The 15,588-nt window shown below is 56.2% G+C and carries 18 protein-coding genes and 1 other annotated feature; of the genes, 13 read left to right on the top strand and 5 right to left on the bottom strand.

The features are described 5' to 3' along the window. Positions 1 to 2 precede the first annotated feature (2 nt). From infC to selO, 13 genes are all read left to right on the top strand, one after another. Positions 3 to 545, top strand: coding sequence for a translation initiation factor IF-3 (gene infC / locus APU11_RS09925; RefSeq protein WP_023616141.1), 543 nt, complete (start codon positions 3 to 5; stop codon positions 543 to 545). A gap of 97 nt (positions 546 to 642) precedes the next feature. Further along, the gene (rpmI, locus tag APU11_RS09920; protein WP_001124225.1) at positions 643 to 840 is read left to right on the top strand and encodes a 50S ribosomal protein L35; all 198 of its coding nucleotides are present in this window, start codon (positions 643 to 645) and stop codon (positions 838 to 840) included. 50 nt (positions 841 to 890) lie between these two features. Then, a complete protein-coding gene (rplT, locus tag APU11_RS09915; RefSeq protein ID WP_000124850.1) occupies positions 891 to 1,247 on the top strand; it encodes a 50S ribosomal protein L20 in 357 nt (118 codons plus the stop codon). Positions 1,248 to 1,425: 178 nt separating this feature from the next. Then, positions 1,426 to 1,550, top strand: a sequence feature (Phe leader region). Further along, the gene (gene pheM / locus APU11_RS28480; protein ID WP_001386830.1) at positions 1,431 to 1,475 is read left to right on the top strand and encodes a pheST operon leader peptide PheM; all 45 of its coding nucleotides are present in this window, start codon (positions 1,431 to 1,433) and stop codon (positions 1,473 to 1,475) included. (Overlaps the previous feature by 45 nt.) 62 nt (positions 1,551 to 1,612) lie before the next feature. Next, on the top strand, positions 1,613 to 2,596 hold the full coding sequence (gene pheS, locus APU11_RS09910) for a phenylalanine--tRNA ligase subunit alpha (protein WP_013097003.1): 984 nt from the start codon (positions 1,613 to 1,615) through the stop codon (positions 2,594 to 2,596). A gap of 15 nt (positions 2,597 to 2,611) precedes the next feature. Further along, positions 2,612 to 4,999, top strand: a complete 2,388-nt coding sequence (pheT, locus tag APU11_RS09905) for a phenylalanine--tRNA ligase subunit beta (RefSeq protein WP_058651489.1) — start codon at positions 2,612 to 2,614, stop codon at positions 4,997 to 4,999. A gap of 4 nt (positions 5,000 to 5,003) precedes the next feature. Beyond that, positions 5,004 to 5,303, top strand: coding sequence for an integration host factor subunit alpha (gene ihfA / locus APU11_RS09900; protein ID WP_013097001.1), 300 nt, complete (start codon positions 5,004 to 5,006; stop codon positions 5,301 to 5,303). Between the two features lie 103 nt (positions 5,304 to 5,406). Then, positions 5,407 to 6,387, top strand: a complete 981-nt coding sequence (gene btuC / locus APU11_RS09895; protein WP_038419164.1) for a vitamin B12 ABC transporter permease BtuC — start codon at positions 5,407 to 5,409, stop codon at positions 6,385 to 6,387. A 22-nt stretch (positions 6,388 to 6,409) separates the two neighbouring features. Next, entirely contained in the window at positions 6,410 to 6,961 is a 552-nt protein-coding gene (locus tag APU11_RS09890) for a glutathione peroxidase (protein ID WP_020688363.1), read from the top strand. Continuing rightward, on the top strand, positions 6,961 to 7,716 hold the full coding sequence (gene btuD / locus APU11_RS09885) for a vitamin B12 ABC transporter ATP-binding protein BtuD (protein WP_058651490.1): 756 nt from the start codon (positions 6,961 to 6,963) through the stop codon (positions 7,714 to 7,716). Before APU11_RS09890 ends, btuD begins: the two co-directional genes overlap by 1 nt. Before the next feature lie 74 nt (positions 7,717 to 7,790). Beyond that, complete coding sequence (locus tag APU11_RS09880; protein WP_023620702.1) at positions 7,791 to 8,255, top strand: NlpC/P60 family protein; 465 nt, start codon at positions 7,791 to 7,793, stop codon at positions 8,253 to 8,255. Positions 8,256 to 8,548: 293 nt separating this feature from the next. Beyond that, complete coding sequence (locus tag APU11_RS09875; protein ID WP_020688361.1) at positions 8,549 to 9,259, top strand: EAL domain-containing protein; 711 nt, start codon at positions 8,549 to 8,551, stop codon at positions 9,257 to 9,259. A gap of 64 nt (positions 9,260 to 9,323) precedes the next feature. Then, positions 9,324 to 10,766, top strand: coding sequence for a protein adenylyltransferase SelO (gene selO, locus APU11_RS09870; protein ID WP_058651491.1), 1,443 nt, complete (start codon positions 9,324 to 9,326; stop codon positions 10,764 to 10,766). A gap of 39 nt (positions 10,767 to 10,805) precedes the next feature. On the opposite strand, the gene APU11_RS09865 is transcribed toward selO, so the two are convergent. From APU11_RS09865 to APU11_RS09845, 5 genes are read right to left on the bottom strand one after another with little or no spacing between them, the layout of a single operon-like run. Beyond that, positions 10,806 to 11,576: a 3-hydroxybutyrate dehydrogenase gene (locus APU11_RS09865; RefSeq protein ID WP_058651492.1), complete on the bottom strand. Its 771-nt coding sequence runs from the start codon at positions 11,574 to 11,576 to the stop codon at positions 10,806 to 10,808. A 10-nt stretch (positions 11,577 to 11,586) separates the two neighbouring features. Further along, on the bottom strand, positions 11,587 to 12,978 hold the full coding sequence (locus tag APU11_RS09860) for a GntP family permease (protein WP_013096992.1): 1,392 nt from the start codon (positions 12,976 to 12,978) through the stop codon (positions 11,587 to 11,589). Between the two features lie 43 nt (positions 12,979 to 13,021). Beyond that, positions 13,022 to 14,203 carry an acetyl-CoA C-acetyltransferase gene (locus APU11_RS09855; RefSeq protein WP_038980282.1) on the bottom strand — a complete coding sequence of 394 codons (1,182 nt, stop codon included), beginning with the start codon at positions 14,201 to 14,203 and terminating at the stop codon, positions 13,022 to 13,024. A 9-nt stretch (positions 14,204 to 14,212) separates the two neighbouring features. After that, positions 14,213 to 14,869 (bottom strand): CoA transferase subunit B, encoded by a 657-nt coding sequence (locus tag APU11_RS09850; RefSeq protein WP_020688356.1) that lies wholly within the window; start codon positions 14,867 to 14,869, stop codon positions 14,213 to 14,215. A gap of 2 nt (positions 14,870 to 14,871) precedes the next feature. Beyond that, a complete protein-coding gene (locus tag APU11_RS09845) occupies positions 14,872 to 15,579 on the bottom strand; it encodes a CoA transferase subunit A (protein WP_013096989.1) in 708 nt (235 codons plus the stop codon). Positions 15,580 to 15,588 lie beyond the last annotated feature (9 nt).

The raw sequence follows: 15,588 nt of genomic DNA, 5'->3' as shown, positions 1-15,588 counted from the left end.
GTATTAAAGGCGGAAAACGAGTTCAAACGGCACGTCCGAATCGTATCAATGGCGAGATTCGCGCCCAGGAAGTTCGCTTAACAGGTCTGGAAGGCGAGCAGCTGGGGATTGTGAGTCTGAGAGAAGCAATCGAAAAAGCTGAAGAAGCTGGAGTAGATTTAGTTGAAATCAGCCCTAACGCCGAACCGCCAGTTTGTCGTATCATGGACTACGGCAAGTTCCTTTATGAAAAAAGTAAGTCTTCTAAGGAACAGAAGAAGAAGCAAAAAGTTATCCAGGTTAAGGAAATTAAATTCCGTCCTGGTACCGACGATGGCGATTATCAGGTAAAACTCCGCAGCCTGATTCGCTTTCTGGAAGATGGCGATAAGGCCAAGATCACACTGCGTTTCCGCGGTCGTGAAATGGCCCACCAACAGATTGGTATGGAAGTGCTTAACCGCGTCCGTGACGATCTGAGTGAACTGGCAGTAGTCGAATCCTTCCCTACGAAGATCGAAGGCCGCCAGATGATCATGGTGCTCGCTCCTAAGAAGAAACAGTAAGGCCTTCAAGCAGCAAAATCTGTGGAGCCTTCGGGCCTCATAGGTTTTGCTCGCCTATGTTTCGTTTATTTAACAATGCGAAGTGGAAGTTATTAAAATGCCAAAAATTAAGACCGTACGCGGTGCTGCTAAGCGCTTCAAAAAAACCGGTAAAGGTGGTTTTAAGCACAAGCACGCTAACCTGCGTCACATTCTGACTAAGAAAGCTACCAAGCGTAAACGTCACCTGCGTCCAAAAGCCATGGTTTCTAAAGGCGATCTGGGCCTGGTTATCGCGTGCCTGCCGTACGCATAAGTCGTTAACGTTTAACTTTTTTAACTTAGAATAGATACAGGAGAGCACACATGGCTCGCGTAAAACGTGGTGTAATTGCACGTGCACGTCACAAGAAAATTTTGAAACAAGCTAAAGGCTACTACGGTGCGCGTTCACGCGTATACCGCGTTGCCTTCCAGGCTGTTATCAAAGCAGGTCAGTACGCTTACCGTGACCGTCGTCAGCGTAAGCGTCAGTTCCGTCAACTGTGGATTGCGCGTATCAACGCAGCAGCACGTCAGAACGGTATTTCTTACAGCAAATTCATCAACGGCCTGAAAAAAGCCTCTGTTGAAATCGACCGTAAGATCCTGGCTGACATCGCAGTATTCGACAAAGTCGCGTTCACCGCGCTGGTCGAAAAAGCGAAAGCAGCACTGGCATAAGCCAGTTGAGAGAGGGGGCCTGGCTCCCTCTTTTCATATACCCGTCATACTTCAAGCTGTACCTGCGTTGGCTGCGTTCGTTCCGAATTATTTAGGGTATAACCTTATCAGAAGATTGACTTTTATCCGTTCAGGCTTTTCAATAAGGTCTTAACGGTTTTTACCACACAAGGTAACGCAAGCATGAATGCTGCTATTTTCCGCTTCTTCTTTTACTTTAGCACCTGACTTCAGGAGGCTAGCGCGTGAAAGATGAAACGAAAAACAGCGCCAGATAAGCCTCCCGATGGAGGCTTTTTTTGTGCCTGAATTTGAGAGAATACGTCCACCAAATCGGTGTCTGTACCGACATAATGAGGAAAATCATGTCACATCTCGCAGAGCTGGTTGCCAGTGCAACAGCCGCCATTAATCAGGCCTCAGATGTTGCCGCGTTAGACAATGTCCGCGTCGAATATTTGGGTAAGAAAGGGCATCTGACCCTTCAAATGACTACCCTGCGTGAGTTGCCGCCGGAAGAGCGCCCGGCAGCCGGTGCGGTGATAAACGAAGCCAAAGAGCAGGTGCAACAGGCTCTGAACGCGCGTAAAGCGGCGCTGGAAAGTGCCGTGCTGAATGCGCGTCTGGCGGCAGAGACGATCGATGTTTCTCTGCCGGGGCGCCGTATCGAAAACGGTGGCTTGCATCCGGTGACTCGTACCATCGATCGTATTGAAAGTTTCTTCGGTGAGCTCGGCTTTACCGTGGCGACTGGCCCGGAAATCGAAGATGATTACCATAACTTCGACGCTCTGAACATTCCAGGCCATCATCCGGCACGTGCTGACCACGACACTTTCTGGTTCGACGCCACCCGTCTGCTGCGTACTCAGACCTCTGGCGTACAGATCCGTACCATGAAGGAGCAGGAACCCCCGATCCGTATCATTGCACCGGGCCGCGTCTACCGTAACGATTACGATCAGACCCACACCCCAATGTTCCACCAGATGGAAGGGCTGATCGTTGATAAAAACATCAGCTTCACCAACCTGAAAGGCACGCTGCACGACTTCCTGAACAACTTCTTTGAGGAAGATCTGCAGGTTCGTTTCCGTCCGTCCTATTTCCCGTTCACCGAACCGTCTGCGGAAGTGGACGTGATGGGCAAAAACGGCAAATGGCTGGAAGTGCTGGGCTGCGGCATGGTGCATCCGAACGTACTGCGCAACGTGGGTATTGACCCGGAAGTTTACTCCGGCTTTGCGTTTGGGATGGGCATGGAGCGTCTGACCATGCTGCGTTATGGCGTGACCGATTTGCGTGCATTCTTCGAAAACGATCTGCGTTTCCTCAAACAGTTTAAATAAGGGCAGGACAGAACAATGAAATTCAGTGAACTGTGGTTACGCGAATGGGTGAACACCACGCTGGACAGCGAAGCGCTTTCCAACCAGATCACCATGGCGGGTCTGGAAGTTGACGGTGTAGAGCCGGTTTCTGGCGCCTTCACCGGCGTGGTCGTGGGCGAAGTGGTTGAATGTGGTCAGCACCCTAACGCTGACAAATTGCGCGTCACCAAAGTTAATGTGGGTGGCGATCGTCTGCTGGATATCGTCTGCGGCGCGCCAAACTGCCGTCAGGGTCTGAAAGTGGCCGTGGCGACTGTCGGCGCGGTGCTGCCGGGCGATTTCAAAATTAAAGCGGCCAAACTGCGCGGCGAGCCGTCTGAAGGCATGCTGTGCTCGTTCTCCGAGCTGGGTATTTCCGACGATCACAACGGCATTATTGAACTGCCGCTGGATGCGCCAATCGGCACCGATATCCGCGAATACCTGAAGCTCGATGACAACACCATCGAAATCAGCGTGACGCCAAACCGTGCGGACTGCTTAGGGATTATCGGCGTGGCTCGCGATGTTGCGGTGCTGAACCAGACCGAACTGAACGCGCCGGAGATTGTCCCGGTTGCTGCTACCATCAGCGACGTCCTGCCTATTCAGGTAGACGCGCCTGAGGCCTGCCCACGCTACCTCGGTCGTGTGGTGAAAGGTATCAACGTCAAAGCGCCAACCCCGCTGTGGATGAAAGAAAAACTGCGTCGCTGCGGTATCCGTTCTATCGATGCGGTTGTTGACGTGACCAACTATGTTCTGCTGGAACTGGGCCAGCCAATGCACGCGTTCGATAAAGATCGTATCGACGGCGGGATTATCGTGCGTATGGCGAAAGAGGGTGAAACCCTGGTTCTGCTGGACGGCAGCGAAGCAAAACTGAATGCCGACACGCTGGTGATTGCCGATCACGGTAAGGCGCTGGCGATGGGCGGGATCTTCGGTGGCGAACACTCTGGCGTGAACGATGAAACGCAAAACGTTCTGCTGGAATGTGCCTTCTTCAGCCCGCTCTCTATTACCGGTCGTGCGCGTCGTCATGGTCTGCACACCGATGCCTCTCACCGCTACGAGCGTGGCGTTGACCCGGCGCTGCAGTACAAAGCGATGGAACGTGCGACCCGTCTGCTGATCGACATCTGTGGCGGCGAAGCGGGCCCGGTTATTGATGTAACCAACGAAGACACCCTGCCGAAGCGCGCGACCATTACCCTGCGTCGCAGCAAGCTGGATCGCCTGATTGGCCACCACGTTGCCGATGCACAGGTCACCGATATTCTGAAGCGTCTGGGTTGCGACGTGACGGAAGAGCAGGACGAGTGGAAAGCCGTTGCGCCATCATGGCGTTTCGACATGGAGATTGAAGAAGATCTGGTGGAAGAAGTGGCCCGCGTCTACGGCTACAACAACATCCCTGACGAGCCGGTACAGGCCGGTCTGGTGATGGGCTCTCACCGTGAAGCCGATCTCTCCCTGAAGCGTGTGAAAACCATGCTGAACGACAAAGGTTATCAGGAAGTGATCACCTACAGCTTTGTCGATCCTAAGCTGCAGCAGCTGATCCATCCAGGCCAGGAGGCGCTGATCCTGCCAAGCCCGATCTCCAGCGAGATGTCGGCAATGCGCCTGTCTCTGTGGACCGGCCTGCTGGGCACGATTGTCTACAACCAGAATCGTCAGCAAAACCGTGTGCGAATTTTCGAAAGCGGTTTGCGCTTTGTGCCGGATAATCAGGCAAATTTAGGCATCCGTCAGGATCTCATGCTGGCTGGCGCCATCAGCGGTAATCGCTATGAAGAGCACTGGGACCTGGCAAAAGGCACGGTTGATTTCTACGATATGAAGGGCGATCTGGAAGCGATTCTCGATCTGACCGGTAAATTATCTGAAATTGAATTCCGTGCAGAAGCCATTCCGGCGCTCCACCCGGGCCAAAGTGCGGCTATCTATTTAGCGGGCAAACGCATTGGTTTTATTGGCGTTGTTCATCCTGAGCTGGAACGTAAACTGGACCTGAACGGCCGTACCATCGTGTTTGAGCTGGAATGGAGTCCGGTTGCAGACCGCGTGATTCCACAGGCGCAGGACGTCTCTCGCTTCCCGGCAAACCGCCGTGATATCGCGGTTGTGGTCGCTGAAAACGTGCCTGCAGCAGATATTTTGGCCGAGTGTAAGAAAGTTGGCGTAAATCAGGTAGTTGGCGTAAACTTATTTGACGTGTACCGCGGCAAGGGCGTAGCAGAAGGTTTCAAGAGCCTCGCTATCAGCCTTATCCTTCAGGATACCAGCCGTACACTCGAAGAAGAGGAGATTGCCGCTACCGTCGCCAAATGTGTAGAGGCATTAAAAGAGCGATTCCAGGCATCATTGAGGGATTGAACCTATGGCGCTTACAAAAGCTGAAATGTCAGAATATCTGTTTGATAAGCTTGGGCTTAGCAAACGGGATGCCAAAGAGCTGGTAGAGCTGTTTTTCGAAGAGATCCGTCGTGCTCTGGAAAATGGTGAGCAGGTAAAACTCTCCGGCTTTGGCAATTTTGATTTGCGAGACAAAAACCAACGTCCGGGCCGTAACCCGAAGACGGGGGAAGATATTCCCATTACAGCCCGCCGCGTGGTGACCTTCAGACCCGGACAGAAGTTAAAAAGCCGTGTCGAAAACGCAACGCCCAAAACAGAGTAATATGAACTAACTAAAAAGGCCGCTCTCGCGGCCTTTTTTCTTTGCTCTCGCTGGCAAACCCGCCGTAAAATCAATTACATCTCACGCTAATAAAACCGTACACATGCTTGATTTTGCCCATCGCCAACAGCGTTCCGATCGACGCCGCCTGCTTTTGCTGGTACTGCTGCTTTTTGTTGCCGCCGGTTTCAGCCTGTGTGCTGGCGACCAGTGGCTAAGCCCGGCACGCTGGTTTGGTCCTGAAGGGCAGCTTTTCGTCTGGCAAATTCGTCTGCCGCGCACGCTGGCGGTGATCCTGGTCGGTGCCGCGCTGGCGCTCTCAGGCACCATTATGCAGGCGTTGTTTGAAAACCCTCTGGCAGAGCCGGGGCTGCTCGGTGTCTCAAATGGCGCCGGTGTAGGGCTGATTGCCGCGGTGATGCTCGGCGGTGGGGCGCTTTCCCCCTGGGGCGTTAGCCTCAGCGCCATTCTCGGGGCATTGCTGATCACCCTTATTCTCCTGCGCTTCGCACGACGCCATTTATCAACCAGTCGGCTGCTGCTTGCCGGGGTTGCGTTGGGGATCATCTGCAGCGCGTTGATGACCTGGGCGGTCTACTTCTCCACCTCGTTCGATCTGCGTCAGCTGATGTACTGGATGATGGGCGGGTTTGGCGGCGTAGACTGGCGGCAGGGCTGGCTGATGGTGCTGCTGGTCCCGGTCATACTGTGGGCGGGCGTGCAGTCGCAGCCGCTGAATATTCTCGCTCTTGGTGAAACCTCAGCCCGCCAGCTCGGGATGCCGATTGGCGTCTGGCGCAATGCGCTGGTGATTGCAATCGGCTGGCTGGTGGGAGTGAGCGTGGCGCTGGCGGGGGCGATTGGCTTTATCGGGCTGGTTATCCCGCACATGCTGCGTCTATGTGGCATCACCGACCATCGAATCTTACTTCCCGCCTCGGCAGTGGCCGGTGCGGCAACGCTGCTGGTGGCGGATATCATCGCCAGGCTCGCCCTGAACGCCGCTGAGTTGCCCATCGGTGTGGTCACCGCCACGCTGGGCGCGCCGGTGTTTATCTGGCTACTATTAAAAGCTGGACGTTAAATCGATAACCTGAGGAAATGCTATGCAGTCTGATATTCTGAATACCGAAGTGACCACCATCGACGGGGACAAAACCACCCTGGAACGCTACAAAGGCAACGTGTTGCTCATTGTGAACGTGGCGTCTAAATGTGGTCTGACGCCGCAGTACGAGCAGCTGGAGAACATTCAGAAAGCCTGGGAGAAAGACGGCTTTACCGTGCTGGGCTTCCCGTGCAATCAGTTCCTGGGTCAGGAGCCGGGCAGCGAAGAGGAGATCAAAACGTTTTGCAGCACCACCTATGGCGTGACGTTCCCGATGTTCAGCAAAATTGATGTGAATGGCGAAAATCGTCACCCGCTGTATGCCAAACTGGTGGCCGCCGCGCCGACCGCCGTGGCACCGGAAGGCAGTGGCTTTTACGAGCGTATGGCCAGCAAAGGGCGAGCACCGCTCTATCCGGACGACATCCTGTGGAATTTCGAAAAATTCCTGATTGGTCGTGACGGCCAGGTCGTTCAGCGTTTTTCTCCGGATATGACGCCTGAAGATCCTATCGTCATGGAGTCAATCAAGCTGGCGCTGGCGAAATAATGACGCAGCTGATGCAGCTCACGGACGTTGCCGAGACGGGGCGTCTGGAGCCGGTGACGGCGGCCATCCGTGCAGGTGAAATCCTGCATCTGGTGGGGCCGAACGGGGCAGGGAAGAGTACGCTGCTGGCGCGCATGGCGGGGCTGACAGTCGGGCCAGGCTTGATCACCTTGCTCGATAGCCCCCTGAGTGACTGTTCGGCGGTCGCGCTGGCGCACCGGCGGAGCTACCTTGTTCAGCAGCAGGTCCCGCCGTTTGCGATGCCGGTCTGGCACTATCTGATGCTGCATCTGCACGATAAACAGCAGACCGCGCTGCTCACCGAAGTGGCGGCAGCGTTGGGGTTAGAGGACAAACTTTCCCGGCATGCCAGCCAGCTTTCCGGTGGCGAGTGGCAGCGCGTCCGTCTGGCGGCGGTGATCCTTCAGATCCATCCGGCGGGCAACCCTCACGGGCGACTGTTGTTGCTGGACGAGCCGATGAGCGGTCTGGACGTGGCGCAACAGGCGGCGCTGGACACGCTCCTCAGCGCACTGTGTCGACAAGGCATTGCCGTGGTGATGAGCAGCCATGACCTTAACCATACGCTGCGCCATGCGCACAGCGTCTGGCTTCTGGCGCGCGGGAAGATGATCGCCAGCGGCACGCGCGATAGCGTCCTTACGCCGCCAAATCTCGCTCGTGCTTACCATATGCCGTTCCGCAGGCTGGATATCGAAGGGCATAAGATGCTGATTTCTACCGCACACGAGTAACCGTTTCTTGCCTGTTAGCGCCATTGCACGCTAAATTACGAAAAGAATAAAAAAAGCAGAGGATTCGTCTGGACATGCGATTCTGGTTTCTCATGGTGGCAGCGTTATTTCTTGCGGGATGCAGTAGCCATCGCGCACCGCCGCCTAACCCACGACTTTCAGATTCAATCACCGTGATTGCCAGCCTGAACGATCAGCTGAGCAACTGGCGCGGGACACCGTATCGCTACGGTGGCATGAGTCGCGGTGGGGTGGATTGCTCCGGCTTCGTGCTGATGACGTTCCGGGATAAGTTTGATTTGCAGCTTCCACGCGAAACGCGCAAACAGGCTGAAATCGGTACCGAAATTGATAAAGATGAGTTGTTACCCGGCGACCTGGTTTTTTTCAAAACCGGCTCGGGTGAAAGTGGTCTGCATGTTGGCATTTATGATACGGATAACCAGTTTATTCATGCCTCGACCAGTCGTGGGGTGATGCGTTCTTCGCTCGATAATGTTTACTGGCGTAAAAATTTCTGGCAGGCACGACGTATTTAGTCCGCCACCGACCACGCATTTCTGACGGCATGGCACAATTAAACCATGCCGTTTTTTTGCAAATAAGATGATTAAAGTTAAATTTACAACAAATTACTTATGTCCTTATGTGTCTGTTTTATCTAAAACTGGCTATTACGCAGCAACCAGGATAAGATTATTTTAGATTCAGGGATAAATCTGAAAATTAATACGGATCTAATGAAATTAAACTTATTAAAATCAAGACAGTGGAATTGTGTCAGCAATTGCTCCAGGATGTCCTCTCTCATCTTTAATGCGGGGCGAGTGCAATGATTATTACGTTAGATAATGCCTACCAGTCTGAACTGTTGCTCCAGCCTGCCCGCAATAATGCCGGTGAGCTTAAAGGATTAGAGGTGACGGTTAACTTTACTGGCGTCGGCAGCGATGTACGGATCCCCACTGAACTCGTTATCCCACGTCTGACACCGGCAGAAGAGTTAGCGCTGTTTCAAGAAAAACTGCAATTGCTTGATACCTGCAAACTGTTTTTTATTCAGCATCAGTTAATTGCATGGATCAATATTACACCTGTAATAGTTGAGTTTTTATTAAGTAATGGAAACGCTGTTTCAATACTTGAGCGTTATCCGTTTCTTGAGTTTACTGTTAATGAGAATTATCCAGGTTTAAATAACGGAAAGGACGATCCTGAACTGGCGAGAATGGCGATTCATTTTCCGCTGGTGCTGGCAAACTTTGGTGCCGGTGAAGCCTCGCTTAAAGCCGTTTATGATGGTTTGTTTAAACGTGTCATTCTGGACAAAGGGTTTATCCAGCAGCACGCGGCAGCGCTTTCTTTTGAGCCCTTTATGCGTGCTATTCTGTGGCAAATAACGTCACATTGTCAGTCTGTGCTCGTCGCCGGTATTGACGATCATGCCCTGTTGCAGCGCGTTTTATCCTTCAACTTTGGTGCCATGCAGGGGGCGCTGTGGCCTGCCGTAACTGCAGAGCGCGTCACCACGCTGGTTCAGTGATAACCCTTTCTTTCGCCCGTGTTTAAGTCCGGGTAAACCCTCTACACTAAAAGCAGGAGGACTTATGACCCTGTCTTTTACTGCGCACTGGCATGACGAGTTGCCGGGTTTTTATACCGCACTCAAACCAACACCATTACATCATTCCCGTCTTGTCTGGCATAACGATTCGCTGGCGAACGACCTGGCTATCCCACCGGAAATGTTCCAGCCTTCAGACGGCGCGGGCGTCTGGGGAGGGGAAACGCTGCTCGATGGCATGCAGCCCCTCGCTCAGGTCTATAGCGGACACCAGTTTGGCGTCTGGGCGGGACAGCTGGGGGACGGCCGTGGGATCCTGCTCGGCGAACAACAGCTTCCCGGCGGAGAGACGGTCGACTGGCACCTGAAAGGGGCGGGTCTCACACCCTATTCACGCATGGGCGACGGGCGCGCGGTACTGCGCTCAACCATTCGTGAAAGTCTGGCGTCGGAAGCGATGCATGCGCTGGGTATTCCCACCACGCGCGCGCTGACGATAGTGACCAGTGACACCCCGGTGGTCCGCGAAACGGTAGAAAAAGGCGCGATGCTGATGCGCATTGCGCAAAGCCATCTGCGTTTCGGCCATTTTGAACACTTTTATTATCGCCGCGAGCCGGAAAAAGTACGCCAGCTTGCCGATTACGCCATCCGACGGCACTGGCCGCAGTTACAGGACGAGGCCGACAAATACCACCTCTGGTTCCAGGATGTGGTTGCCCGCACGGCAATCATGATTGCCCGCTGGCAGTCCGTAGGCTTTGCTCATGGCGTGATGAACACCGACAACATGTCAATTCTGGGGCTGACCTTTAATTACGGTCCGTTTGGTTTTCTCGATGACTATCAGCCGGGGTATATCTGCAACCACTCGGACTATCAGGGGCGCTACAGCTTTGACAATCAGCCGGCGGTGGGGCTGTGGAATCTGCAGCGTCTGGCGCAATCCCTGTCGCCGTTTATCGACGTTGATGCCCTGAATGATGCGCTCGACGGCTATCAGGAGACATTGCTGCGCGAATACGGCACGCTGATGCGCAACAAGCTGGGGCTGATGACGCAGGAGAAGGGCGATAACACTATTCTGAATGGCTTGTTTGCGCTCATGGCGCGTGAGGGCAGCGACTATACCCGTACCTTCCGTATGCTCGGCCAGACAGAGCAGCATAGCGCTGCCTCACCGCTGCGCGATGAGTTTATCGACCGACAGGCGTTTGACGACTGGTTTGCCACTTACCGCGCGCGCCTGCAACAAGAGCAGGTGGATGACGCGACCCGGCAGGCGCAGATGAACGCGGCGAACCCGGCGATGGTTTTGCGCAACTGGCTGGCGCAGCGGGCGATTGAGCAGGCGGAGCAAGGTGAATATGCGGAATTACACCGGCTGCACGTAGCGTTGCGCACGCCGTTTGCCGACCGGGACGACGATTATGTCAGCCGCCCGCCTGACTGGGGCAAGCGGCTGGAGGTCAGCTGCTCAAGCTAATGTTATGGCCGGGAAGCACAGGCTTGCCCGGCCGATACGTCACTGGGCGACCCACCCGCCGTCCATATTCCACGCCGCGCCCCGCACGTGCACGGCGCTGTCACTACATAAAAACAGCGCCAGTTCACCCAGCTGTTCTGGCGTAACAAACTCTCCTGATGGCTGTTTCTCCGCAAGCAACTGCTCGCGCGCCCGATCCGCAGGCACCCCTTCTGCGATACGTTTGTCGATCTGCTGCTGAACCAGCGGCGTAAGCACCCATCCCGGGCAGATGGCGTTAGCGGTAATACCGGTGCGGGCAGTCTCCAGCGCCAGGGATTTTGTAAAACCGACTACCCCATGCTTGGCGGCGACATAGGCTGACTTCTCTTTTGATGCCACCAGCCCATGCACGGAGGCGATATTAATGATGCGTCCCCAGTTTTTCTCGCGCATTGCAGGCAACGCCAGTCGGCTGGTGTGAAACACCGACGACAGGTTAATGGCAATAATGTCGTTCCATTTCTCCACCGGGAACGCCTCAACCGGGGCGACATGCTGTATCCCGGCATTATTGATAAGAATATCCACTCCGCCGAACTGCGTGTCGGCGTAGCGCATCATCGCGTCGATTTGCAGGGTGTCACGCAGATCTGCATCGTGATAGCCCGGTTTTTTCCCCTGCCGGGCGATCTCTTCTCTTGCTGCGTCACTGTCGCCAAAACCGTTGAGGATCAGCTGCGCTCCGGCCTTTGCCAGTACGCGGGCGATGCCCAGACCAATCCCGCTGGTCGAGCCGGTCACCAGCGCCGTTTTACCGTTCAGATTCATTTTATTCTCCTTACACAATGCCGGTGAGATAGAACACGGCAATGACAAAAAGCACCGCCAGACTTTTGATGATCGTGATGGCGAAAATACCGCCATAGGCCTGACGATGGCTAAGACCGGTGATGGCCAGCAGCGTAATCACCGCGCCGTTATGGGGGAGTGTATCCATGCCACCGCTGGCCATAGAAGCCACCCGGTGCAGGACCTCCAGCGGAATATTCGCGGCATGGGCGGCGGCGACAAAGCTGTCTGCCATGGCCGCCAGCGCAATGCTCATCCCACCTGAAGCCGAACCGGTGATCCCGGCGAGAACGGTCACGCTGATCGCTTCATTCAGTAACGGGTTCGGAATAGCCGCCAGCGCGTGGGATAAGACCAGAAAGCCGGGCAGGGCGGCGATAACTGCACCGAAACCATATTCCGAAGCGGTATTCATCGCCGCCAGGATCGCGCCGCTCACTGCCGTCCGGCTGCCTTCCGCCAGACGTCCCCGGATGTTGCGAAAACCAAAGATCAGCACCAGCACGATACCGGAAATCAGCGCAGCTTCCACGGCCCAGATGGCGGTGATCTTGCTGACCTCGGTCACAATCGGCTTTGCCAGCCCGGGCAGGGTCAGCTCGTGGCTGGTGCCATACCAGCCGGGGATCCAGCGGGTAAACAGCAGGTTGAGGATCCCCACCACCAGCAGGGGGGAAATCGCAATCAGCGGATGGGGAAGGTTAATGTTATCCGGCGTTTCCGGTTCGTTTTTCAGATCCGTGCCGTAACCTTCATTGTTATTGAGCGCTTTCCGCCGCTGGCGCTCCAGCCAGAGCAGGCCAAAGCAGATAATAAACAGCGAGCCAATCAGCCCCAGCCAGGGGGCAGCCCAGGCATTAGTGCCGAAGAAGCTGGTGGGGATAATATTCTGGATCTGCGGCGTGCCGGGCAGGGCGTCCATGGTGAACGAGAATGCCCCCAGCGCCACGGTCGCCGGGATCAGCCGTTTGGGGATCCCGCTCTGGCGAAACAGTTCGGCGGCGAAAGGATAAACGGCAAACGCCACCACAAAGAGTGACACGCCGCCGTAGGTTAACAGTGCGCAGACCAGCACAATCACCGGAATGGCGTGGCGGCGGCCAAGGATTTGAATGGCTGCGGCAACAATGGATCGTGAGAAGCCGGAGAGTTCAATCAGCTTGCCAAACACGGCGCCCAGCAGGAACACCGGGAAGTAGAGCTTGACGAAGCCCACCATCTTTTCCATAAACAGGCCGGTAAACGTCGGGCCGACAGCGCCCGGGTCGGTTAACAGCACGGCACCCAGCGCCGCAATGGGCGCAAAAAGAATAACGCTATATCCGCGATAGGCCGCCAGCATCAGCAGCGCCAGCGCCGCCAGGGCAATTAACACACTCATTGCGACTCCTTACTGTTGTTATATTCGGGTACTCACGAGAGGTTTAACGCTCGACGGTCAGCGCAATGCCTTGCCCGCCGCCTATGCACAGAGTGACCAGCCCTTTTTTGGCGTCACGGCGCTGCATCTCATGCAGCAGCGTCACAAGGATCCGACAGCCGGATGCACCAATCGGATGGCCCAGCGCGATAGCGCCACCGTTAACATTCACCTTGCGCGCATCCCAGCCAAGCAGGTTACCAACCGCCAGCGCCTGCGCGGCAAAAGCTTCGTTGGCTTCGATGAGATCCACCTCATCCAGCGTCCAGCCTGCCCGCGCCAGCGCGGTCTGGCAGGCGCTGACGGGGCCGATGCCCATTACGGACGGGTCGACCCCGGTAACGGCGTAGCTCACGATCCGGCCCAGCACCGGTAGTCCGCTCGCCCGCGCTTTTTCTTCGCTCATCATCAACACCGCGGCGGCGCCATCGTTCAGGGTGGAGGCATTCCCCGCCGTGACCGTGCCGTCCTCCTGGCGAAACGCGGGGCGCAGTTGCGCAAGCTGTTCTGCGGTGGTTCCTGGCCGGGGTTGTTCGTCATGACGAATAACCAATGGCGGCTTCTTGCCCTGTTTCACCGTTACCGGGGTAATCTCGGCCTCAAAGCGAGCAGATTCGATGGCAGACGCCGCCTTTTGCTGTGACCCGGCGGCGAAGGCATCCTGCTGTTCGCGTGAAATGCCGTACTGCCGGGCGACGTTTTCCGCAGTGATCCCCATGTGGTAATCGTTAAACGCATCCCACAGGCCGTCGACGATCATGCTGTCCTGCAGGCCCGTGTGGCCAAAACGCAGCCCGGAACGGGCGCCATCCAGCAGGTAAGGGGCATTGCTCATGCTCTCCTGACCGCCCGCGATCACCACCTCTGCGTCTCCACAGCGGATAGCCTGTGCCGCAAGCTGTACCGCCTTCAGCCCCGCGCCGCAGACCAGATTGACCGTGGTGGCAGGGGTACTGACGGGCAGCCCGGCGGCGATAGCCGTCTGACGTGCCGGGTTTTGTCCGCAGCCTGCCGTCAGCACCTGCCCAAAAATCAGTTCGTCTGTGTCACCTGCCGAAAGCGAGCTCTCCTCAAGCAGGCGGCGCACCGCGACAGCACCAAGTTCAACGGCGGAAAGGGGAGAGAGCGAACCGCGAAAACTGCCAATCGGCGTTCGCGTTGCCCCGACTATCATGACGTTTTTCATGTTGAGTCCTCAGCTAAAGCGCATTTCGCGAACGTCGTCCGCCACGATGATTTTTCCGGCAGTTTTGCTGACGATCTCGTCAATGCCGACGCCGGGGGCGTATTCACGCAGAATGAACGCACCGTCTTTAATTTCCAGCAGGGCCAGGTCGGTTAACACCCGGCGGATGCAGCCCACGCCGGTGAGCGGTAGCGTGCAGCGCGACAGCAGTTTGGACTCACCGCTCTTCGACGCGTGGGTCATCACGACAATGATGTTCTGCGCCCCGGCGACAAGATCCATGGCGCCGCCCATGCCTTTCACCATCTTTCCGGGGATCATCCACGAGGCGATGTTGCCTTCCACGTCCACCTCAAACGCCCCGAGCACCGTGAGGTCGACGTGACCCCCCCGGATCATGGCGAAGGACTGGGCCGAGTCGAAAATGGCGGCACCGGTTCGTGCGGTAACGGTCTGCTTACCAGCGTTAATCATGTCGGCATCAAGGCTCTGCGCATCGGGAAATTCCCCCATCCCCAGCAGTCCGTTCTCTGACTGGAGCATCACGTCCATGCCGGCGGGGATGTAGTTCGCCACCAGCGTCGGGATACCGATCCCCAGGTTGACGTAGTAACCGTCGCGCAGCTCGCGGGCGACGCGCATGGCCATCTGTTCGCGGGTTAACATGGTCAGACTCCCTCTGCGCGCAGCGTGCGCTGTTCAATGCGTTTCTCAAACTGGCCGACAATCAGCCTGTCGACGTAAATTCCCGGGGTGTGAATGGCGGACGGCGGCAGCTCACCCGGCGGGACAATCTCTTCCACCTCCACCACGGTTATCCGTCCTGCGGTGGCCATCAGCGGGTTGAAATTTTGCGCGGTGTGGCGGTAGATAACGTTGCCGTACCAGTCCGCTTTCCAGCCTTTGATCAGCGCAAAATCGCCGGTAATAGCTTCTTCAAGGATGTAGTGCTTACCGGCAAACTGACGTACCTCTTTCCCGGCGGCCACGGGCGTGCCATAGCCGGTGGCCGTGTAAAATGCCGGAATACCGGCCCCGCCCGCGCGCACCTTTTCGGCCAGCGTGCCCTGGGGCGTCAGCTCAACCTCCAGCTCGCCGCTCAGCACCTGCTGTTCGAACAGCGCGTTCTCGCCGACGTAAGACGCCACCACCTTCCGCACCTGGCGCGTCTCCAGCAGCAGCCCGAGCCCGAAACCATCCACGCCGCAGTTGTTCGATACCACCGTCAGGCCCTGCACCTGACGGCGTTTGACTTCCGCAATCAGATTTTCAGGAATACCGCACAGGCCAAAGCCGCCCGCCAGCAATGTCATCCCGTCCGCCAGCCCCTCCAGCGCCTGCGCATAGCTGCCGACGCGTTTATCCAGTCCTGCCATAGCCATCCC

This window comes from Enterobacter sp. 50793107, from assembly GCF_001463365.1.
Classification (GTDB): domain Bacteria; phylum Pseudomonadota; class Gammaproteobacteria; order Enterobacterales; family Enterobacteriaceae; genus Enterobacter; species Enterobacter cloacae.
Note: the sequence above shows the minus strand (reverse complement) of the source record. Positions and strands in the feature narration are given on the sequence as shown.

Coding starts and splice junctions, on each gene's coding strand:
- rpmI (WP_001124225.1), top strand. CDS start 643: ATGCCAAAAATTAAGACCGTACGCGGTGCTGCTAAGCGCTTCAAAAAA.
- rplT (WP_000124850.1), top strand. CDS start 891: ATGGCTCGCGTAAAACGTGGTGTAATTGCACGTGCACGTCACAAGAAA.
- pheS (WP_013097003.1), top strand. CDS start 1,613: ATGTCACATCTCGCAGAGCTGGTTGCCAGTGCAACAGCCGCCATTAAT.
- pheT (WP_058651489.1), top strand. CDS start 2,612: ATGAAATTCAGTGAACTGTGGTTACGCGAATGGGTGAACACCACGCTG.
- ihfA (WP_013097001.1), top strand. CDS start 5,004: ATGGCGCTTACAAAAGCTGAAATGTCAGAATATCTGTTTGATAAGCTT.
- btuC (WP_038419164.1), top strand. CDS start 5,407: ATGCTTGATTTTGCCCATCGCCAACAGCGTTCCGATCGACGCCGCCTG.
- APU11_RS09890 (WP_020688363.1), top strand. CDS start 6,410: ATGCAGTCTGATATTCTGAATACCGAAGTGACCACCATCGACGGGGAC.
- btuD (WP_058651490.1), top strand. CDS start 6,961: ATGACGCAGCTGATGCAGCTCACGGACGTTGCCGAGACGGGGCGTCTG.
- APU11_RS09880 (WP_023620702.1), top strand. CDS start 7,791: ATGCGATTCTGGTTTCTCATGGTGGCAGCGTTATTTCTTGCGGGATGC.
- APU11_RS09875 (WP_020688361.1), top strand. CDS start 8,549: ATGATTATTACGTTAGATAATGCCTACCAGTCTGAACTGTTGCTCCAG.
- selO (WP_058651491.1), top strand. CDS start 9,324: ATGACCCTGTCTTTTACTGCGCACTGGCATGACGAGTTGCCGGGTTTT.
- APU11_RS09865 (WP_058651492.1), bottom strand. CDS start 11,576: ATGAATCTGAACGGTAAAACGGCGCTGGTGACCGGCTCGACCAGCGGG.
- APU11_RS09860 (WP_013096992.1), bottom strand. CDS start 12,978: ATGAGTGTGTTAATTGCCCTGGCGGCGCTGGCGCTGCTGATGCTGGCG.
- APU11_RS09855 (WP_038980282.1), bottom strand. CDS start 14,203: ATGAAAAACGTCATGATAGTCGGGGCAACGCGAACGCCGATTGGCAGT.
- APU11_RS09850 (WP_020688356.1), bottom strand. CDS start 14,869: ATGTTAACCCGCGAACAGATGGCCATGCGCGTCGCCCGCGAGCTGCGC.
- APU11_RS09845 (WP_013096989.1), bottom strand. CDS start 15,579: ATGGCAGGACTGGATAAACGCGTCGGCAGCTATGCGCAGGCGCTGGAG.